19 protein-coding genes are annotated in these 20,114 nt (G+C 45.2%); 9 read left to right on the top strand and 10 right to left on the bottom strand.

All coding sequences use genetic code 11. The annotated features are described in order from the left end of the window. Positions 1-43: 43 nt before the first annotated feature. The 6 genes from HNR44_RS12180 to HNR44_RS12155 form a co-directional block, all read right to left on the bottom strand. On the bottom strand, positions 44-1,168 hold the full coding sequence (locus HNR44_RS12180; RefSeq protein ID WP_184404566.1) for a zinc-dependent alcohol dehydrogenase family protein: 1,125 nt from the start codon (positions 1,166-1,168) through the stop codon (positions 44-46). Positions 1,169-1,335: 167 nt separating this feature from the next. Then, on the bottom strand, positions 1,336-2,376 hold the full coding sequence (locus HNR44_RS12175) for a ribonucleotide-diphosphate reductase subunit beta (RefSeq protein ID WP_184404565.1): 1,041 nt from the start codon (positions 2,374-2,376) through the stop codon (positions 1,336-1,338). Further along, positions 2,369-2,812, bottom strand: coding sequence for a class Ib ribonucleoside-diphosphate reductase assembly flavoprotein NrdI (locus HNR44_RS12170; protein ID WP_184404564.1), 444 nt, complete (start codon positions 2,810-2,812; stop codon positions 2,369-2,371). The genes HNR44_RS12175 and HNR44_RS12170 overlap by 8 nt, the downstream gene beginning before the upstream one ends. Beyond that, a complete protein-coding gene (locus HNR44_RS12165; protein ID WP_184404563.1) occupies positions 2,812-5,118 on the bottom strand; it encodes a ribonucleoside-diphosphate reductase subunit alpha in 2,307 nt (768 codons plus the stop codon). The genes HNR44_RS12170 and HNR44_RS12165 overlap by 1 nt, the downstream gene beginning before the upstream one ends. A gap of 141 nt (positions 5,119-5,259) precedes the next feature. Next, the gene (locus HNR44_RS12160; RefSeq protein ID WP_184404561.1) at positions 5,260-5,481 is read right to left on the bottom strand and encodes a hypothetical protein; all 222 of its coding nucleotides are present in this window, start codon (positions 5,479-5,481) and stop codon (positions 5,260-5,262) included. A gap of 78 nt (positions 5,482-5,559) precedes the next feature. Further along, the gene (locus tag HNR44_RS12155; RefSeq protein WP_184404560.1) at positions 5,560-6,066 is read right to left on the bottom strand and encodes a hypothetical protein; all 507 of its coding nucleotides are present in this window, start codon (positions 6,064-6,066) and stop codon (positions 5,560-5,562) included. Between the two features lie 218 nt (positions 6,067-6,284). Here HNR44_RS12155 and HNR44_RS12150 point away from each other — a divergent pair, with 218 nt between their 5' ends. From HNR44_RS12150 to HNR44_RS12140, 3 genes are all read left to right on the top strand, one after another. After that, on the top strand, positions 6,285-6,713 hold the full coding sequence (locus HNR44_RS12150; protein ID WP_184404559.1) for a YwiB family protein: 429 nt from the start codon (positions 6,285-6,287) through the stop codon (positions 6,711-6,713). Between the two features lie 4 nt (positions 6,714-6,717). After that, positions 6,718-8,394: an arginine--tRNA ligase gene (gene argS, locus HNR44_RS12145; protein ID WP_184404558.1), complete on the top strand. Its 1,677-nt coding sequence runs from the start codon at positions 6,718-6,720 to the stop codon at positions 8,392-8,394. A gap of 254 nt (positions 8,395-8,648) precedes the next feature. Then, positions 8,649-8,813: a hypothetical protein gene (locus tag HNR44_RS12140; RefSeq protein WP_184404556.1), complete on the top strand. Its 165-nt coding sequence runs from the start codon at positions 8,649-8,651 to the stop codon at positions 8,811-8,813. A 39-nt stretch (positions 8,814-8,852) separates the two neighbouring features. On the opposite strand, the gene HNR44_RS12135 is transcribed toward HNR44_RS12140, so the two are convergent. After that, positions 8,853-9,590: an aspartate/glutamate racemase family protein gene (locus tag HNR44_RS12135; protein WP_184404555.1), complete on the bottom strand. Its 738-nt coding sequence runs from the start codon at positions 9,588-9,590 to the stop codon at positions 8,853-8,855. Positions 9,591-9,748: 158 nt separating this feature from the next. Here HNR44_RS12135 and HNR44_RS12130 point away from each other — a divergent pair, with 158 nt between their 5' ends. After that, positions 9,749-10,528, top strand: a complete 780-nt coding sequence (locus tag HNR44_RS12130; RefSeq protein WP_184404554.1) for an alpha/beta fold hydrolase — start codon at positions 9,749-9,751, stop codon at positions 10,526-10,528. A gap of 59 nt (positions 10,529-10,587) precedes the next feature. Further along, entirely contained in the window at positions 10,588-11,382 is a 795-nt protein-coding gene (locus HNR44_RS12125) for an ABC transporter ATP-binding protein (protein ID WP_184404553.1), read from the top strand. A 183-nt stretch (positions 11,383-11,565) separates the two neighbouring features. On the opposite strand, the gene HNR44_RS12120 is transcribed toward HNR44_RS12125, so the two are convergent. Both HNR44_RS12120 and HNR44_RS12115 read right to left on the bottom strand, forming a co-directional pair. Beyond that, entirely contained in the window at positions 11,566-12,744 is a 1,179-nt protein-coding gene (locus HNR44_RS12120; protein WP_343069485.1) for a M20 metallopeptidase family protein, read from the bottom strand. Then, a complete protein-coding gene (locus tag HNR44_RS12115) occupies positions 12,745-13,680 on the bottom strand; it encodes a S66 peptidase family protein (protein ID WP_246407364.1) in 936 nt (311 codons plus the stop codon). A gap of 126 nt (positions 13,681-13,806) precedes the next feature. Here HNR44_RS12115 and HNR44_RS12110 point away from each other — a divergent pair, with 126 nt between their 5' ends. Beyond that, positions 13,807-14,232, top strand: coding sequence for a pyridoxamine 5'-phosphate oxidase family protein (locus tag HNR44_RS12110; protein ID WP_184404552.1), 426 nt, complete (start codon positions 13,807-13,809; stop codon positions 14,230-14,232). 208 nt (positions 14,233-14,440) lie between these two features. Here the strand turns inward: HNR44_RS12110 and HNR44_RS12105 are convergent, their stop codons facing one another. Continuing rightward, complete coding sequence (locus HNR44_RS12105; protein ID WP_184404551.1) at positions 14,441-15,643, bottom strand: phospholipase D-like domain-containing protein; 1,203 nt, start codon at positions 15,641-15,643, stop codon at positions 14,441-14,443. A gap of 187 nt (positions 15,644-15,830) precedes the next feature. Between HNR44_RS12105 and HNR44_RS12100 the strand changes: the two genes are divergently transcribed. The 3 genes from HNR44_RS12100 to HNR44_RS12090 all read left to right on the top strand — a co-directional run bounded on the left by HNR44_RS12100 (position 15,831) and on the right by HNR44_RS12090 (position 20,018). After that, entirely contained in the window at positions 15,831-17,936 is a 2,106-nt protein-coding gene (locus tag HNR44_RS12100) for a heterodisulfide reductase-related iron-sulfur binding cluster (RefSeq protein WP_184404549.1), read from the top strand. Between the two features lie 45 nt (positions 17,937-17,981). Continuing rightward, the gene (locus HNR44_RS12095) at positions 17,982-19,160 is read left to right on the top strand and encodes an acetyl-CoA C-acetyltransferase (protein WP_184404694.1); all 1,179 of its coding nucleotides are present in this window, start codon (positions 17,982-17,984) and stop codon (positions 19,158-19,160) included. Positions 19,161-19,403: 243 nt separating this feature from the next. Then, entirely contained in the window at positions 19,404-20,018 is a 615-nt protein-coding gene (locus HNR44_RS12090) for a TetR/AcrR family transcriptional regulator (RefSeq protein WP_184404548.1), read from the top strand. Positions 20,019-20,114 lie beyond the last annotated feature (96 nt).

Below are 20,114 nucleotides of genomic sequence, written 5' to 3'. Positions count from 1 at the left end.
CTAGCTTGGAAGGGGAATGCTTTCAAGCTAGCTTGTCTAAAACCTACATCTCTACAATAATCCGTGATACCTTACCACTGGCCAAACGGTCAAAGCCTTCATTGATATCGTTTAAAGAAATCCGATCACCGAGCAAATGATCAATCGGCAACCGCCCCTGTTTGTATAGGGAAATAAATCGTGGGATATCACGTGCGGGTACACAGCTTCCAAGGTACGATCCTTTCACGGTTCGTTCTTCAGAAGTGAGTGTCACTTGCGGAAACGAAAATTGATCTTGGGGGTCTGGAAGTCCGGAGGTGATCGTCATTCCGCCTCTGCGCGTGACATGATAAGCTGTCTCCATAGCAGGAACAGCGCCAGCAGTCTCAAAGGCGTAATCCACCCCTCCATCTGTATATTCACGGATGTTAGATACTACATTTTCATTTTGTGCATGAAAGGTTGCGGTCGCTCCAAGTTTTTGGGCATGTTGCAATTTTTCCTCATTCATATCGATGGCAATGATTTCTCTTGCTCCGGTAAGTTTTGCCCCAAGCAAAGTGTTCATGCCGATCCCGCCGAGACCAATCACCGCTACGGTGCTCCCCGGTTTCACTTCGGCTGTATTAATGACAGCCCCTAGCCCTGTAATGACAGCACAGCCAAAGACAGCGAGTTCATGAAAAGGGATGTCAGTATCCACTTTGACAGCTGAGTGTTTGGATACAACTGCGTATTCAGCAAATCCTGACACACCGAGATGATGGTGAATATCGTCTTCGTCCTTTGTTAAACGACGGTCGCCAGCAAGCATTTCCCCTTTATTATTGGCGGCTGCTCCTGATTCACAAAGGGCTGGACGTCCTTCCATACAAGGCAGACATTCTCCGCAGCTCGGAACAAAATAACATACGACATGATCGCCAACAGCAAAACCATCGCTGCCTTCACCAACTTCCACCACTTCGCCGGCAGCTTCATGCCCCAGTGCCATTGGTGTCGGTCTCTTGCGACTTCCATTTATGACCGATAAATCAGAATGACATAATCCTGCTGCCCGAACTCGAATCAAGAGCTCATTACGTCGCGGCGGTTTTAGGTCTAGATGTTCGATCTTTAATGGTTCTGTCTCTTTATAAGGACCTGCTACACCGGATTCATACAATACAGCTGCACGTGTTTTCAAATGTATTCACCTCTATAATTTTGAAGATAAAAACAACTTAATGAATGAGATTCCCGAAAAATCTATCATGCAAACGCATACAATTGTAACGTCTCGGCTCTTGTTGTCTTCCTTTTTGAACACGCACTTCAAAATAAAAGACCCTCCACATTTGGGAGGATCTTATTCTATAGTTCATCAAAGCCATTATCAGCGTCGACTTTTTCATAGCTGCGGTTACGGGCTTCGAAGAAATCGGTTTTTGTTTCGTCGAAATTGTCGACAAATGCCTTGATCCATGGCATGGCATTATCGTGAGCATCTTCATAGATCGGATCCATGCCGAGCATTTTCAACATTTTGTTGGCGCGATATTTAATATACGTGTGCATTTCACCGAGATCGATGCCAACAATCCCATCGAGTACTTCATCGGACCAGGTGATTTCTGATTCGACGGCTTCTCTAAATTCGTTTTCGATGAATTCATGGAGCTCTGCTGTGTTTAAATGGGGGTTTTCCCCGAGAACTGCGCGCAACAGCTCAGACATGAACTTGCCGTGCACGAGTTCATCACGGTTGATGAAACTGATGATTTGAGCTGTGGCATTCATTTTTTGTTGGCGCGCAAGATTATAGAAGAATGCAAAGCCGCTATAAAAGAAAATACCTTCAAGAATCAGTGAGTAAACGATGACGTGGATGAGTTTTTCTTCTGTGGGATCTTGAATGAAATCATCATAAGCGCGCATTACACGTTCATTTCGAGCGATAATTGTTGGGTTGCGCCTTGCTTCGTCAAAGATTTCTTTTTGTTCTTCGAAACTGAACAGCGTCGATAGGGCGTATGAATAGCTTTCGTTATGGACCACTTCCTGCTGCGCGATGATTGCCGCGATGGCATGAACACTATCGTCACTAACATACTCACTCACACCATGAATGAGCCGCGCTTGCGGTGTGTCCAAAGTAGCCAAGAGACCGATGGTTAACTTATAGGCGCGTAATTCTTCAGGGGATAACTCCACAATAGACTTGGCGTCAGGGCTCATATTTACCTCTTGTGGAATCCAGAAATTAGATAAAAGTTCACGATACGTACGGTAAAAAGATGGATAAGCGATGTCATTCCAGTTTAAAATACCACTGGATTTTCCGTTAATGATTCCCGTTGATTTCACAGGGTTTGCGGGCTCCATAATCGCTACCTTTTGCATAAGTTTAGTCATTATCTATCGCCTCCAACCATTGTTCAATCTTTTCCTGGTCACTGCTCGAGGGCATCTGTTCAATTTCCAAAACAGGGTAAGGGCTGTTATAGTGCCGTGCAACTGTGTGCGCAGCCAGGCAATACGTATCCCCCCACTGGGTGTCCCCGGTGCCGAAGGCAGCAATGTGTTGATCGGGAAACGAGTAAGTTTCCATTAATTCTTCAATTGGTTCCGGGGGCAGGTGAGTGTTGTCGGTATACGTGCCAATCAAGATCTTTTGGGTTTTTTGGGTGATCTCTTCAGCATCTGCAAACGATAAGTGGAGGAACGAGCGCAAGGGCATGCGCTCGATGACGGTTCCACCTTCTTCTAAAAATTCCCGAATAATCATAGCGAGTTGCGCCGTGTTTCCGCTTAAGGATTCGTATAAAATGAGGGCGCTTCGATCAGCCATCAGCTTTGGCACCATTCGCATTCGCGGATGTCCACTTTGCTGCTGCGTACATAATACGTCGTTTTCAACCTTGATTTCCAGGCGGTCAAGTGCAGGTCCAGCAATGTTTTGGCCTTAATCGAGGCCGGAACATAAAGGTTAAATGATTGTGATTGGTCAACATGCTTTTGCCGGGCAGCGTTATGACGAATGCTGGCAAATTGATCTTGCTGGAAGGCGGTTTTCTCATAGTATTTGTAGTTTTCCCCGCTAATATCAGGGGCTGTAACTGTGATTCTGTAATCCTTTTTCTCTTCTACATAGCTAGGGCCGAATGTAGGATCAATACCCGCTGTGCTTCCGGCGATGGTCGCAGTACTGCTGTTAGGTGCAACTGCTAGCAAGTAACCGTTCCGTATCCCCGTTTGCTGAACTTGCTCAGCCAGCGCTTTCCATTGTTCCTGATCCCCAAATGCAGCGTCTTCATCTTGGTTAAAATAACCATGGCGTTCAAAGTAGCGTCCGCTTTCCCACTCAGAACCGGGATAAGCCGGATAGGTACCTTTTTCGACGGCAAGGTCTGCGCTTGCCTGAATGGTACGATAGGCGATATCTTCATAAATCTGATCCGCGAGCTTTTCTGCTCTAGGGTCATCCCATTCCAAATGATTCTGGGCAAGTAGATGATGCCATCCGAATGTTCCTAAGCCGATCGCTCGGTATTTATGGTTTGTCATTTGGGCCTGCACAACAGGGAGGTTGTTAATATCGATGACATTATCGAGCATCCGTACCTGTATAGGGATGAGACGCGGGAGTACGTCGGCTCGAACAGCCCGTCCAAGATTGATCGAAGAAAGGTTGCAAACAACAAAATCCCCGGGCTTTTTACGGACGATGATTTCCCCGTTTTCTTCAATTTGTTCGACAACCACGGTCTCTGACATATTTTGCATAATTTCCGTACAGAGGTTTGAGCTATAAACAATTCCTTCATGTTTATTTGCGTTCATGCGATTCACTTCATCACGGTAGAACATGTATGGTGTGCCGGTTTCCAGCTGAGATTGCATGATACGTTTCATGACGTCGATAGCTTTGACCTTCTTACGGCTGGTCAGTTCGTTAGATTGCACACACTGCTCGTAGCGTTCGCGGAATGTTCCATTGCCTTTTTCCTCGTCATAACTGTCTTCAAGCGACCATCCGAATACTTTGCGAACTTCGTGAGGATCGAACAGATACCAATCTCCACGAGCTTCGACAGTTTCCATAAAGATATCCGGTAAGGTTACACCAGTAAAAACGTCATGGGCACGTTTACGCTCATCCCCATTGTTTAAGCGTAAATCAAGAAACTCAAAGATGTCAGCGTGCCAAACGTCAAGATAGACAGCCACTGCGCCAGCCCGTGTGCCGAGTTGATCAACGCTTACAGCGGTATTGTTAATTTGGCGAATCCATGGCACAACCCCGGAGGAAGTGTTTTTGTAGCCGCGAATGTCTGAGTTGGCCGCGCGGACTTTTCCAATGTATACCCCTACGCCGCCGCCATATTTACTAACGTTGGCGATATCGGTGTTGCTGTCATAAATACCTTGCAAGCTGTCGTCCACAGTGTCAATGAAACAGCTGGAAAGTTGTCCTGCTTTCTTCCCGGCGTTGGCAAGCGTAGGTGTTGCCACGGTCATATATAAGTTGGATAACGCCCAGTAAGCTTCTTTGACGAGTTCAAGCCGCTTGGAACGATCTTCCTGGGACATTAGTGTAAGCGCGATCGTAAGCCAGCGTTCCTGCGGGAGTTCGTAGACTTCCTTCCCATCATAGCCTTTTGCGAGATAGCGATCGTTTAGCGTACGCAAGCCGGCATATGTAAGAAGGTAGTCTTTCTCAGGATCAATAAACGTAGCGGCTTCTTCAATCTCTTCACGTGTATAGTCTCGCAAGATAGTAACGTCATAGATGCCCAACTGCCCTAAACGTTTCTGCAGCCCGTAATAGCTGCCATATTTTTGTTCTGCATCGTAACTGCGGTTGTATGCTGCTTTTTTGTATAAATCACGGAGAAAAATCTTAGAGGCTGTGTACGTCCATTCAGGCATATCGATGTCGTTATTTTCTGCTGCAGTTAAGAGTAAGAGCTGGGTAATATCTTCAGCGGCAAATTGTTCTTTTGCTTCGATCGTCTTTACGACCTTTTCTTTATAACGATCTATATAGGATTTTATTCGAATGTCGCTTGTCACTTCGTCAATAAATGCGAATAAGCGCTCTCGGTCAAATGGCATCGTACGAGAGCCGCTATGCTTCGTAATCGTCGTCATCATTCGCCACTTCCAATCTTTCGGTTATATGCACATGATACCATATATAGTGTGTGAAGGGAACAAACAATACTACAAATTGTGTCCGCTCTCTACTTCAAAAATGAAATACGCGCTTGTATCAGTGAAATTCGACGTAAACATTCACAACTCAATTGCAAAATAAAAGATCACTGCCAGTACCATTAAAGTAATACCTAGCAATAAATAAACAATCGCCACAAACCATTCCCGTTTTTCTTGTTTAAAATGATGGATACTTAGCAAACAGAGCGCCAGTCCAAAGGCGATAATCCCGGCAGTCATATGAAGAAAAGCGATTATAAATGAGATGAACAAGAGAGTAAGCCCAAAGGTTTTGGACAAAATGCATACGCCTCCTCGCCTGTGCAGAAAAAAACAACGATGAGAGAGGGTGCCGACGCACCGATCATCGCCGCTGCATTATTGGTAAGTAATATCGTGCTCTTCCATAAGAACTTCCATTTGGTTGATGAATTCATCTCTTTTTGCATCCACTTCATTGAGAAGTTCATCCCGTTCTTCTAGTAGCTGCTCAGATTGCTCTCCATCGTTTTCTTCCGATACAGCTTCGAAGGCTTCTTCCTCAGTCAACATTGATTCCAGATTCAGGCGGGTTTCTTCCACAAGGATATCGTGAAGATCTTGAACCTCTTCGTCTTCGACTGAAACACTTTCCACATGTTCCACCATCAATTCCAGCTGTGGGATAAGGTCTTCTTTGACAATAACGAATGCTTCCTCTTCATCATTGTCGGCAAGTGCTGCATCATACTCATCATAGAGAGAGTCGAGCTCCTCTTCCATATCAAGAAATTCGTCGTAGGGGCCGTTTAAGTAGTTGAGAAAATCTTCATCCTCTGACCCGCAGCCAGCGAGCACAAGCAAGGAAAATGTAATTGCTGCGACTCCCTTAAGTAAGTGGTTCATATTTTTCCCCTCTCCTGTTGCAAACAATAGCCAAGGTTATTCTATCATAGGGTACCGGAATTCGACATCAATGTCGTCGTTTTTCATACATCTATTTTTCTTTAGGTAGCAGGAATTTACTGCTAGTCTTGGCGAACTTATTAGCAGTGAACATTCAGTTGTTGCAACGGGCAAGAAGAAGGGATAAACTCTACAATAGGAAAGGGGACCCCACCTAAATGACGAATACAGGCATCCCGATTCATGTTTCGATGAGTACCAAGGTCAAGCAAGGAGACGAACACAAAGATCTCCATGTAAACGGGGATGGTGAACTCGTAGAAAAGGAACAGAGTACGTATGTGACATTTACAGAACAATTGCAAGATATTGGTGAAGTGAAAACGGTGATCAAAATTCAGCAGGATACGTTGACAATTATTCGTCAAGGAGCTGTTTCCATGCGGCAAGCCTACATGGAAGGGAAAGAGACTGAAGGGTCTTATAGCACCCCTTATGGAAGCTTCCAAACATTAGCCAAAACGAAGCGTGTGCAGGTGGAATATCCTGAGGATGCAGTCGTGAACATACAAATTGCTTATGATTTAGAATTACAGGGGCAAAATGCCGGGTTTTATCAGGTAACGATTGAAGGTAAGGAGACGTAGAAACATGAACATTTTGGACGAAACGAAGAAACAGATCAGAGAATCTTTATGCGATGCCGTGTTAGCCGCCGAACTGGCCACGTATGAACAGATCCCGGCGATTATCTTGGAAACACCAAGGGACAAAAATCACGGGGACTATGCCTCAAACCTTGCGATGCAATTGGCACGTGTGGCTAAGAAGAATCCACGTGAAATCGCGGAGGAGATCACCAAGCATTTTAATAAGGAAAAGGCCTCCGTCCGTACGCTAGAGGTAGCAGGGCCGGGGTTTATCAACCTATTTCTCGATCAACGGTTCCTCCGGCAGGTGGTTCCAACAGTACTTCGTGAAGGTGCGGCTTATGGACGCTCGAATGTCGGAGGAGGAACGTCCGTATTGGTAGAATTTGTTTCTGCCAACCCGACGGGGGTCCTCCATCTTGGCCATGCCCGCGGGGCCGCTGTGGGGGATTCCCTCTGTAATATCCTCGACATGGCCGGATACAACGTAAAGCGGGAATATTATATTAATGATGCCGGGAACCAGATCGACAACTTGGCTAAATCATTGGAAGTCCGTTACTTGCAGGCCCTTGGGAAGGATGCGGCGCTTCCTGAGGACGGCTACCAGGGTCAAGATATTATCGACATTGCAAACGATATCGCGAAAGCGCACGGAGAAGAGTTTGTTTCCCTTTCTGAAAAAGAAAGAGTGGATCATTTTCAAACGCTCGGCCTTGATCATTTATTGAAGAAATTACAAGCGGATCTAGAAGATTTCCGTGTATCGTTTGACACCTGGTTTTCAGAATCCTCTCTTTATACATCCGGAAAAGTGGAAGAAACCCTCGAAACGTTACGTTCCAATGGTGAAGTTTATGAAAAAGAAGGGGCGACCTGGTTCCAATCCACTCGTTATGGCGATGATAAGGACCGTGTCCTCGTGAAAAATGACGGCTCATATACGTACTTGCTCCCAGATATCGCCTATCATAAAGATAAAATGGATCGCGGATTTGATAAACTTGTCGACTTATTTGGTGCCGATCATCATGGGTACATCGCCCGCATGCATGCTGCTATCCAGGCTCTTGGCTATCCAAAAGCGAAGCTCGATTTTCAGGTCGGTCAAAACGTGAATCTGTTTAAGAGCGGCGAAAGAATGAAAATGAGCAAACGCACGGGCAACGCGGTGACGATGCGCGAGCTGGCTGAGGAAGTCGGCCTTGACGCCACACGCTTTTTCTTTGCCATGCGCAGCGTAGATACTCATCTAGATTTCGACATGGATCTGGCTGTTGAAGAATCAAACGAGAACCCTGTTTATTACGTGCAATATGCTCATGCCCGCGTGAGCAGCCTATTCCTACAAGCTGAGGAAAAAGGGGTTGCTTATGATAAAAGCGCCGAACTGGATTTAGCGCTCATTGATTCAGAAAAAGCGTATGAGCTATTGAAAAAAATCGGAGAGTTTCCAACGGTTGTCGCAGGAGCTGCCGAGCAATACGCACAACACCGGATTCCAAATTATTTGCATGAACTTTCGTCAACATTCCATAGTTATTACAATGCAGAAAGAATTGTTGACCCGGGTCACCCAGGTTTGACACAGGTCCGCCTGGCGCTAGCGAACGCAACACAAACCGTTTTACGGAATGGCCTTAACTTGATCGGCGTTCAAGCACCCCAAAAAATGTAAATCAAGCAAATCCTGGATGAGCTCTTTCATCCGGGGTTTTTCTTGTCCGTTGCCCTCACTTGTTCTTGTCGTAATCTTGATGTTCGAGGATATCACAATGCGAGGATTGCTCCAGGGCTCAGTGGTACTTCTTCATATTCAATTTTTCCGCTCATTCATTCTTTTGGCATGATGATCGACCGAGAGCCGTATTTATGGGTAATGTATAGATCGGCGAATGTCTTCACTGAATCGAGAAGGAAGGAGGAGATTTTTTGCCTTATGAATTTTATCCAGAAGTAACGTTGCTCACATTAGATGAATCTGATGAAGAGGTCACCATGAGGTATATAGAAGACTCATGGCCGATGCCCAAAATTGGAATGAGACCGCCTTATTATACGAATCCTCGTTATGAACCGTACTATCCGCTAATTTAACAGTTGCCACGTACAGCCGTGACCCTCCCGTTATCCGTACTAAAAGTGGAAACGGGGGGTTTCTTTTTTAACAAATGCGTCGAAAACAAAGTTTGTTAACGTGATATAGTCAAAGACGGGGCGTTGGACACGTTCTTGTAGCGCCTTGGAGTAGGGGGAAAGAATGCTGCATTCCAGTACAAACATAGCGATCTCTGGATGATTATGGACAAGTTCTAATGCAGCTTCTACCACTTCCTCTTCAAGGATTGTAGTGTTAAGAAATCCCATCTCTTGAATCGCAACTTCGGCAAAATGGGGCTTGTCTTCTAATCCCATTATGTGCACGTTTTCTGGGTTTGTATCGACGGCATGTAAAAAGTCGGTGCTCAAACGATATGATTCTGCCGTGATGATGCCTATTTTATGATGAGGAGTATTGATCATCTTTTCCAGCAAAGACAACTGCATCAAACTGGACATAAACACCGGAACACTCAGGTTATTCGCAAGTTCTTTTTGAAAAAGAACGAAATAGCCGCAATTACCGGTGATCGCCTTAACCCCTCCTTCCTGAATTAATTCCTTTCCTGCCTCAATTAGTAGAGGGAGAACATCCACTTTTTCTTCGTACATTTTTTGCACTGTTAATCCATTGACTTTTTTATATTTGACAGGGTAAGGGAAAGTCGTGGCATTTCCAATATCGCCAGGGATAAAAGGAACGTGGGTGTCAAGCATTAGAATTCCGATCGTCTCCCCGTAATTCACTTGGCCTTTGTTTGCATGAAAAATCATCCTTATTCCTCCGAAATTGTCAGGTCTCGAATATTATTTTCCCCAAAAAACTATGCTCATTACCATGAAATGAGTGAAAGCCTATGGGCCATTCGGCCCGTTGTTGCGAATAAGCCTTGCAGCCTGGGGGATCTTATTATAGTAAGGAGGTGAGCGGCTTGTTTTTGTTTCATGCAAAGGATGGTACAAGACTTCATTATGATAAAAAGGGAAGGGGTCAGGCAATTTATTTTTTCCATCCACCCGGGATTGGAGCAGCTGTTTTTCGTCATCAGGAGCCACTTGCGGATCATCTGAAGCTCGTCGCCCTTAATGGTCGTGGTCACGGGGCAAGTGAGGTCGGCTTTCAACCACTTACGATCGAATTATTAGCGGAAGATACGTACACGCTTACCCAGCACGAAAATGACGACCAAGTGATCGTCTGCGGTTACTCTTGGGGATCTTTAGGGGCGCTCGCGTTTGCGCTTCGATATCCCGAACGTACGAAAGGTGTTGCTTTGATCGGTGGTTTCCCCTTTGTAGATACATGGGTATTGGAACATTTATTTCACCTTGGAATTTGGGCGTCGGACCATCACTGGCAGCCGCTGATGTCCTATGCACTCTCTCTTTCGCATACCTTTAACAAAACGACCCGCAGGAGAATAGCTGCGACGATCAATAGCGTACAAGCAGGTGTTTTAAAGCGTTGGTATGAAGTCGGAGAAAAGGCAGATTACAGAGATGAATTGCCCCGGCTGATGGCGCCGCTGCTTTTGATATACGGGGAACATGATCCCTATGCACAAGGGTATCAAAATACGTTTTATTCGCGTGTAAAAAAGGCTGCAGTCAAATCTGTTTACATAGAAGGGGTTGGTCACCAAGTGCCGACATGGCGCTCGGAAGAGTTAAATGCAGTGTTAGCTCGTTTTGTGAAAGAGCTCAACGATTGACAATTGTTCAGAATTCCTTACCATAATGAGTATATTACTTGGGACGGGGGATGAGAACAATGCTCATTGATATTGAAGGCCTTACAGTTACAAGGAGTAAACCCATCCTTAAAGATGTAAATTGGCAAGTTAAGCACGGGGAACATTGGGCGATTCTTGGCATGAACGGGGCGGGCAAAACAGCACTTTTAAACGTCATTTGCGGTTATCAGTTCCCGACGAAAGGAAGCGTGCGCGTGCTCGGAGAAGAGTTCGGGCAGTTTCCCTGGCAAGAACTACGCAAAAAAATCGGTTGGGTAAGTTTTTCTTTTTCCGAACAAATGCATGACCAACAACAAAATATTGGCCTTGAAGTAGTGTTGAGTGGGACGTTTGGCTCGATTGGCTTGCATGAGCATCCGGGGGCTGAAGATATGGCAAGAGCAAAAGCGATTATGAACGATCTGGGCGTTCGTTATTTGGAAAGACAACCCTATGTCCACATGTCTCAAGGGGAAAAACAACGAATGCTCATCGGGCGTGCGCTTATGGCCGACCCGGAGATTCTCATGCTCGATGAACCGTGTAATGGGCTTGATTTTTTCGCGAAAGCTCAATTGCTGAACAAGGTGGAACAATTAGCAGAACGACAGAAAACAACGATCATTTATGTTACACACCAAGTGGATGAAATTTTGCCAGCATTTAAGCAAACCCTGTTGCTCCGTGATGGTGAAGTGTTTGATGCTGGTCGTACAAAGGACATGATAACGTCGGAAACGTTATCAACGTTTTGCCGGGCTTCGATTCAAGTCCAGCAAAAGAACGGGCGCTATATGCTTGAGGTCGAAGAAGAACAAACATCGCTGTCTTGATAATGTAAAACCAAAGGCTCTTACAGCTCGGAGCCTTTGGTTTTCAACATTATATTTTTGATTTCCGGAAATAAATCGGATCGGAAAATAAAGTTCAGCAAAAATGAAAAGACCAATGAGTATGTACGTCCAGATAAAGTCATGAAGTTTTTTAGCTCACCAACGGTTTCTCCCCCTTTAACCCTAGCTTATACTGAAGAAGGATCGAACGTTGCTCACCTGCATGGCAGCCCCAATTGCTAACGCACGTTCGTCGATATTAAAGCGAGGAGTGTGGCCGCCGTGAACAATGCCCCTGTCTTCATTTCGTACACCTAGACGATAAAACGCCCCCGGCACCTCTGCGGCAAAGAAGGAGAAATCTTCGACGCCAAGACTGGGTCTTGGGATTGTAGTAACTTTATCACTGCCAAGAAGTGTGACCCCTGTATTTTTCACAAGGTCCACCATTTCATCGTTATTAATAAGAGCGGTGTAACCAGGTTCGATTTCTAGTTCGGCACGACCGCCTAATCCTTTCGTGACGTATTCTACGGTTTCTTTCATACGGGCGAGGACGTCTTCGCGCACCGCCGGGTCGAGGGTACGCATCGTTCCCTGAAGGTCCACTTTATCTGCGACAATATTCGGCTGGGTTCCGCCTTCGATTGTGCCGAAGGTAACGACCGCGCTTTGCCGAGCATCCACATTGCGGCTCACGATCGTTTGCAAAGAAGAAATGAGCTGAGCGGCGATGACAATTGCATCTTTCCCACCAGAGGGGTACGCCGCGTGGGTTCCTTCACCGCGTACGGTGAGGTAAAGCGCGTCCGAGGACGCATTCATCTGCCCATATTTCACTCCAATAGTGCCCACCGGTAGTTCAGGGGCGACGTGAAGTCCGAGCACCGCATCTACATCGGGGTTTTTAAGCGCACCCGCCTGAAGCATTGGTTTCGCACCTCCTACGGTCTCTTCGGCAGGCTGAAAAAGTAATTTTACGTTTCCAGGAAGTTGTTTACGAGACGATGTTAATATGGAGGCGGCACCAAGCAATATCGTCATATGAGCGTCGTGGCCACAAGCGTGCATTTTTCCTTCGTGTTTCGAGCGATAAGGAACGTCATTGGCCTCCTGAATCGGGAGCGCGTCCATGTCGGCTCTGAGGGCAACGGTTTTTCCGTTGGGATTGTTTCCTTCAATGAGCGCAACAACTCCGGTGTTCGCGACATTTTTTTCAAAAGGGATGCCTAAATCATCTAAGTACTCAGTTATCTTATCCATCGTTCGGTATTCGTTCATACCTAATTCAGGATACATATGAAAATCCTGTCTTACCTGGGAAAGCCACGCCAACAGTTGCTCTGCTTCTTTTTTCACCACTTAGATAACCACCTTTTCAAGAATATCGATATGCTTACCTGTCGCATTCACCTGTGCGCGTGCACCGAGAGGGAGGGTAAGTTGATGATCCCCGTGTCCTGCTTGCAGATTATAAACGGTTGGTTTGCCGTATGGGGCTAGAATTCGTTCACATACGGTGATGACATTGTCGCCGTTAGGATAAGCCGTTGAGGTACAATCTTCGCAAGTTCCGAGAATGAAGGCGGCAGCATCATCCAGTTTTCCCGCTAATGATAATTGAGTAAGCGCCCGGTCAATTTGATAAGGTTCTTCGTCTACGTCTTCAAGAAACAGCACCTTTCCACGTGTATCGATCTCAAAAGGTGTCCCCATTAACCCAGCGATTACAGTGAGGTTCCCTCCAGTCAAAATACCACTTGCTGTCCCGTGGACAAGTGTTTTGATTGGAAAACGAGGAGGGTTCATTAAACGCTGGGGCCATCGTTCAGCCGTTAGGCTATGCAAAAAATGTTGGGTTGTAAAAGAAGGGGCGTCGATTAAATCAGAAGCTGCCATCGGCCCGTGTAAGGTAATCATCTTGCTTTTTTGCTGCAGGGCGATGTGTAAGGCAGTAATGTCGCTATAGCCAATGAGTAATTTTGCATGCCTGGCAATGAGCGAATAATCAAGATACGGAAGCAGTGCCGGTGTCCCATACCCCCCGCGGAGACAAAGAATGCCGTCTACTTCCGGGTCGACAAAGAGCGTATGCAGTTCTTCGACCCGGCTGTTGATACTTCCGGCGAGAAAATTTTTATTATTTTTATTGAAACGACGAGCAAATTGAATATGAAAACCAAGGTTTTCAAGCGTTGAGATTGCTTTTTGTAATGTTTCCATTTTAACAGGACTTGCAGGCATGGCAAGCCCGATTGTATCGCCGGGGCGAATGGCTTTGCTTTTCATTGTTTTCATAGGCACTAATACTCCTTTCCTTCTCTATATCAATATGTGATTAACGATGCTCCAAGAAGCTGGACGAGTAGAAAAATGTCAATTTGGGTATGGTATCTATAGTTAAATTGAAAGGAGGCCGATTTCATGTCAAACCATGTCTTGCAAGAGAAAATCGCCGAGGTATTGAAATTAAATCGCATTGGCGTATTATCTACGCTAAAAGATAACCGCCCGTATGCCCGCTATATGACGTTTCATCATGAAGGTTTCACACTTTTCACCGCAACAGCTGAAGACACACACAAAGTCGAGGACATTGAAGCTAATCCTTACGTCCATATTCTGTTAGGCTACGAAGAACGTGAACGGGGAGAAGCTTTCATAGAAGTTGAGGCCACAGCGGAGATTGCCAAGAATCCTGACGATAAAAAGAAAGCGTGGTCAGAAAAAATCGCAGAGAAGTACAGCAGCCCTGAGGATGAAAACTTTATCGTCCTTATTTGTCGTCCGACAGTCATCCGCTATCGTAATGATGATGAATGGGACGCGGCCCAAGAAATTAAGTTCTAAAGAGATCAAAGGCTTGCGCTATACCAATAGTGCAAGCCCTCTCCCATAAAATCGTAAAAATCCCCATGAAATAAGCAGCACTCAACAAAATAATGCCCCTTTAATGAAACGAAGTAATGCCGAGAATGAGCATTACTTTTTATTTGCTATTGAATCCGATTAGCTGGTTTCTATTCTTCCTGTCGCCGCCTCTTTTTTGGCTAAGTGCTTATAAAAGTTCTGAAAGCCAAGCACTCACCCGCGACTTTCCGTTTTCGAACCAAGTTCGCTTTTCGACATGTTCAATTGTAATTCTTTTCGCTGACCGCAAATCCTCCCGAACGATCGTTTCGGCGTTTGCAACCATTTCACCTTCTTGATGAAAAATAAGATCTAATTCATCGTTCAGAAAGAAACTTCGCTTATCAAATTTCGCTGACCCTATAATTACAAATTTACCATCAATAATGATGGCCTTTCCATGAAAGAACCCGGGGGTGTATTCAAAGATGTTGCAACCCGCGCTTAATAAATCTCTAAAATAGTTATAAGCTGCATCTTTGACAAGTGGATGATCTTCTTTTTTTGGAAGGAGAATATCAACATGAACTCCGCGTTCGGCCATGTCCAGGATGGCATTTTGAAGCTCTTTCCCGGGAACATAATAAGGCGTAGCTATAAGGGCATAACGCTCAGCACCTTTAATCATTTTCATCAAGGTATCGACGTGACCAACGCCTTCGGTAACGAAAACTTGCAAGGGCTCTGCACCTTTTTCAGTCGTTGAAGGTTCCAGGCTCGAAGGAGCAGCGCCACCGGCTTCTGCCCAATCGTCCAAGAATATTTCCTGTAAATCAGTAACGCCCTCTTTTTCAATGCGTAAATGATAATCACGCCAGTACCCTAACTTCTTCTTTCCGACGTATTCATTCCCAACGTTAAAGCCGCCTGCGTAGGCAATATTACCGTCAATGACGGTGATCTTTCGGTGATAGCGGCGATTTGCACTGTAAAAAATAAAGGGAAAAGCAGGTTTATGGGCATAGGCGAACAAAATGCCCGATGCCTTTAACCGATGAATGGTGGTTTTTTTTAGCCTGCTTCCTAGTCGATCCACGAGGAGGCGGACTTGGACACCATCCCGGGCTTTTCGTTCTAATAAAGCTAAAAACTGAGTACCGATACCCGGTTCTTTTATGATAAAAGTGGAAATATGGATATGATCTTGAGCCTGTTCAATATCCTTGAATAATTCTTGAAAAAAATAACGGCCGTCTTTTATCAATTGTGCTTCCCCGTAGCGAACCGGAAAAGTTTTTGCTTTTGTTGCTTGTTCCATATGACGTTTCCGTCCGTATCGAAAATCAAGAATGAACCAAATCACGATCAGTAGTAAAAGGATAATGATCCATAAAAGTATCGTAGTAAACATCAAGCGCTCCTCCATTTATGAGTTTTCTTTGCTTACTATGCCCTTTTTAAGATGTGTTCATCATACCTCAATATGAAGGAATGTATTGCAATTGTTAAAAAGAATTACAAAATGAATGGTTATTCATTCCGTTTTTTGTTATACTTGTTCTAAGGAGAAAGCACAAGGGAGAAAGGGGAAGGTATGATTGGAGATATTTCACTGGATTCATGTAATCGCTTTCGTATCCGTGACGCTTTATGCCTTGTTTTTATTTTATCGACTCGTGAAAACCAGGGTGGATTTTATAAAACTTGGGGAGAAGCCGTCGTTTATCTACTCCACGAAAGAGCGGGTAAAAGCCGTATGGATCAATGTTTTTGGTCAGAAGAAATTATTGAAGGATAAGAAAAGTGGCATTATTCACGTCATTTTCTTTTATGGTTTTATTATCGTCCAATTCAGTGCCATTGATGTGATTTGGAAAGGGTTGAATCCGGGAAGCCACTTGCCATTAGGACCGTTGTATCCTTTCTTTACGATGTCACAGGAGATTGTTGTTTTTTTAATTCTATTCGGCGTTGTATGGGCCTTCTATCGCCGTTATATTGAAAAGCTCGTCCGGTTGAAACGCGGATGGAAAGCAGGACTTGTCCTGATCCTTCTCAGTGGTGTAATGGTGTTTAAATTGATGACGAAAGGCGCGGAAACCGTGTGGCTTGCGGGCAGTTCACCAAGTATCTTTGAGCCGGCCTCATCGGTGGTTGCATTAGCGATTGAGCCTTTAGGGGCAACGGCTGCAGGTGCGTTATTTTACGTCTTCTGGTGGATGCACTTGCTATTTCTACTTACATTCCTCGTTTATATACCGCAATCAAAGCATGCACATCTGATTGCTGGACCGGCCAATGTTTGGGTGGGGCCGACTCATCCGACTGGGAAGTTGGAGTCCATTGATTTTGAAGACGAAACGAAAGAAGAGTTTGGAAAAAATAAAATTGAAGATTTTGATCAGAAACAGCTTATGGATTTGTACGCTTGTGTGGAATGCGGGCGTTGTACAAATATGTGTCCGGCAACGGGAAGCGGGAAGATGCTTTCGCCCATGGATTTGCTTTTAAAAATGCGTGATCACTTGACGGAAAAAGGTGCTGCAATTACATCACAATCGCCTTGGATGCCTGCGTACGCATTTAGTGACACGACAGGTAATCAACTTGCCAATCGGGGCGGTGATGATGAAGTTGCTGCTACGAAAGATATTTATGATATGAACCTCATCGGTGATGTCATTACAGAAGAAGAGCTATGGGCGTGCACGACGTGCCGAAACTGTGAAGATGCCTGCCCAGTGGCAAACGAACATGTTGATAAAATCCTTGATATGAGACGCTATCTCGTTCTTACCGAAGGGAAAATGGACCCGGATGCGCAAAGGGCGATCACCAATATTGAACGACAAGGAAACCCTTGGGGTATTAACCGCAAGGAACGGGAAAAATGGAGGGATAGCCGCGAAGATATTGATGTCCCAACGATTAAAGAGTTGAAGAAAAAAGATGAAACGTTTGAATATTTGTTTTTCGTAGGCTCTATGGGTTCTTATGATAAAAGGAGCCAAAAAATCGCGGCATCATTTGCGAAATTATTGAATGAAGCAGGCGTTTCCTTTGCGATTCTTGGAAATAAGGAAAAGAACTCCGGAGATACTCCTAGGCGAATCGGGAATGAATTTCTTTTCCAAGAGCTTGCGGCGAGCAATATCCAAGAATTTGAAAAAAATGACGTGAAGAAGATTGTGACAATTGACCCCCATGCGTACAACATGTTTAAGAATGAGTACCCGGAGTTCGGGCTTGAAGGCGTGGAAGTGTATCATCACTCTGAACTTCTCGTGCAACTATTGGAAGAAGGAAAGCTTAGCCCTTCGCATGAGATTCAAGAGACAATTACGTATCACGATTCCTGTTACCTTGGGCGCTATAATGAAGTTTACGATCCTCCGCGGGAAATCTTGCGAGCCATTCCCGGCTTGAAAGTTGTTGAAATGGATAGAAATCGTGAAAACGGAATGTGTTGTGGTGCTGGCGGCGGTATGATGTGGATGGAAGAAGAAGCCGGTCAAAGGGTGAATGTGGCGCGGACAGAACAGGCGTTGGAAGTGAATCCAACGATGATTGGAAGTGCTTGTCCGTACTGCTTAACAATGCTTAGTGATGGTACGAAAGATAAAGAGCTTGAAGAAGATATTCAGACGCTCGATATCGTTGAGATTCTAGAGCGGTCAGTGGTTGGTGCAAAACAACCAGTGTAAAAGGAAGAACGAGCGCTCACTCAATTAAGAGGGATGGGGATGGTTATGGCAGAAACAGTGATTGTTTCAGGTGCGCGAACACCATTTGGCAAGATGGGGGGATCATTATCCCCGTTATCAGCGATGGAACTTGGGGGACATGCATTAAAAGCAGCGATGGAGCGTGCTCACATTGAGCCTGGAAGTCTCGATGAAGTCATTATGGGACATGTGTTGCAAGGCGGACAAGGCCAACTAACGTCACGGCAGGCTGCCCGTGCTGCGGGCATTCCATGGGACGTAAAAACAGAAACGGTGAATAAGGTTTGCGCTTCAGGTATGAGAAGTGTGACACTTGCGGATCAAATCATTCGTAGTGGTGACGCGCAAACAATTGCCGCGGGGGGAATGGAGTCGATGAGCCAAGCCCCTCATTTTCTCCCGAACATGCGCTTTGGGCAGAAAATGGGCGATACCAAGCTTATCGACCTGATGATTCATGATGGATTGACATGTGCGTTTGAAGATGTACACATGGGCGTGTATGGCAACCGCAATGCTTCTGACTATGATATTGGACGGGGGGCTCAAGACGAATGGGCCGTCCGTAGCCATGAACTTGCGAATAAGGCGACGGAAAGTGGGCGGCTTGGGGAGGAAATTACCGCGATTACCATCCCCGGGCGGCGCGGTGACGAAACCGTCGTAGATCGTGATGAAGCTATCCGTAAAAAAGTCAGCCTTGAGAAGTTAGGACAGTTACCTCCAGCTTTCGGCAAAAATGGGACGATAACCGCTGGCAACGCTCCTGGTGTTAACGATGGGGCGAGTGCACTCATCGTTATGGATGGAGAAAAAGCGCGTGCAGACAACATTGAACCATTGGCGACCATCGTCGGACACACCGCCATTGCAGTCGAGACTGAACGTTTCCCGCAAACGCCTGGACTTATTATCGAACAACTTTGTAAAAAAACGGGTTACCACCCCGGTGATATTAACTTATTTGAAATGAATGAGGCCTTTGCAGTTGTCGCGCTTATTGGCGAGAAACTTTCAGGCATAGACGTGAACAAACTTAACGTGAATGGCGGAGCTGTTGCTCTTGGGCATCCAATCGGAGCAAGCGGCAACCGTATTTTATTAACGTTAGCATATGAATTAAGGAAACGCGGTGGAGGCCTTGGTATTGCAGCGATCTGCAGCGGCGGGGGCCAAGGGGATGCCGTGCTTTTAAAAGTATAAAGGGAAACAAGGATTACTTTAGCATCTGGGCCATACTTGGTTCTGGATGCTAGATCAAAATTCAAAAAATTAGGACTATGTAGAGATGAATCCTGTAATTGTTTGCAGACTTCGTGTACACCTTGAATATCGGTATGGGCATTTTCAAGATGTAAGTGCCGATTATAAAGGGATCATTAAAATATTCAATGGAGTATCTTCTCGAAAGATTTGCCAAAGCTGATGAGATCGGAGTGTGGATGGATGAGCAAAAGACAAGTGCCTTCGGTAGTTAAAGATGAACGGTTAATTCAGAAGCGGCGTGAACAAATGATTAAAAGCGCTGTCGATCTTTTTCAGGAGAAAGGTTTTCATCGTACGACGACTCGAGAGATTGCCCGTTCATCAGGATTTAGCATTGGCACTTTGTATGAATATATCGGGTCGAAGGAAGACATTTTGTATCTTGTTTGTGACGCGGTTTATGAAGGAGTGACCACTCGTTTTAATCATCTGCTGGATCAAACCCTACCTGCGGGTGAACGATTTCAGCAAATGGTTGCAGCCCTTTTTCAAGTGATGGATGAGATGCAAGATGAGGTGCTTGTCATGTATCAGGAAGTGAAATCACTGCCTAAGGAATCACTTATTTATGTACTCAAAAAGGACGAGAGTATGACAAAGGACATTCGCAAGGTTATCATTGAATGTCGAGAAGAAGGGTATTTGCAGATTAGTGATGAGGAGATTTACATTATGGCTGAAAATATCATGGTCAAAGGATACATGTGGACATTCAGACGCTGGGCATTACGGAAGCAATTTACACTCGCGCAATACACCCGCTTACAACTCGATGCACTCTTGAAGAAAAACTGATGTGTTTTTATGGCATAAACCTTGAAAATATGTTTATAATGATAGGTATGTATGCTATTCTGCCGGATGATAGAGAACCTTTAGAAAGGGTGTAAG

Source organism: Geomicrobium halophilum (assembly GCF_014207655.1).
Lineage (GTDB): Bacteria > Bacillota > Bacilli > Bacillales > Marinococcaceae > Geomicrobium > Geomicrobium halophilum.
Note: the sequence above shows the minus strand (reverse complement) of the source record. Positions and strands in the feature narration are given on the sequence as shown.

Bases quoted from the DNA above. Each gene is read 5' to 3' on its own strand.
- HNR44_RS12175 (WP_184404565.1), bottom strand. From the start codon at position 2,376: ATGACTAAACTTATGCAAAAGGTAGCGATTATGGAGCCCGCAAACCCT.
- HNR44_RS12170 (WP_184404564.1), bottom strand. From the start codon at position 2,812: ATGGCTGATCGAAGCGCCCTCATTTTATACGAATCCTTAAGCGGAAAC.
- HNR44_RS12165 (WP_184404563.1), bottom strand. From the start codon at position 5,118: ATGATGACGACGATTACGAAGCATAGCGGCTCTCGTACGATGCCATTT.
- HNR44_RS12155 (WP_184404560.1), bottom strand. From the start codon at position 6,066: ATGAACCACTTACTTAAGGGAGTCGCAGCAATTACATTTTCCTTGCTT.
- HNR44_RS12150 (WP_184404559.1), top strand. From the start codon at position 6,285: ATGACGAATACAGGCATCCCGATTCATGTTTCGATGAGTACCAAGGTC.
- argS (WP_184404558.1), top strand. From the start codon at position 6,718: ATGAACATTTTGGACGAAACGAAGAAACAGATCAGAGAATCTTTATGC.
- HNR44_RS12135 (WP_184404555.1), bottom strand. From the start codon at position 9,590: ATGATTTTTCATGCAAACAAAGGCCAAGTGAATTACGGGGAGACGATC.
- HNR44_RS12125 (WP_184404553.1), top strand. From the start codon at position 10,588: ATGCTCATTGATATTGAAGGCCTTACAGTTACAAGGAGTAAACCCATC.
- HNR44_RS12115 (WP_246407364.1), bottom strand. From the start codon at position 13,680: ATGAAAACAATGAAAAGCAAAGCCATTCGCCCCGGCGATACAATCGGG.
- HNR44_RS12110 (WP_184404552.1), top strand. From the start codon at position 13,807: ATGTCAAACCATGTCTTGCAAGAGAAAATCGCCGAGGTATTGAAATTA.
- HNR44_RS12105 (WP_184404551.1), bottom strand. From the start codon at position 15,643: ATGTTTACTACGATACTTTTATGGATCATTATCCTTTTACTACTGATC.
- HNR44_RS12095 (WP_184404694.1), top strand. From the start codon at position 17,982: ATGGCAGAAACAGTGATTGTTTCAGGTGCGCGAACACCATTTGGCAAG.
- HNR44_RS12090 (WP_184404548.1), top strand. From the start codon at position 19,404: ATGAGCAAAAGACAAGTGCCTTCGGTAGTTAAAGATGAACGGTTAATT.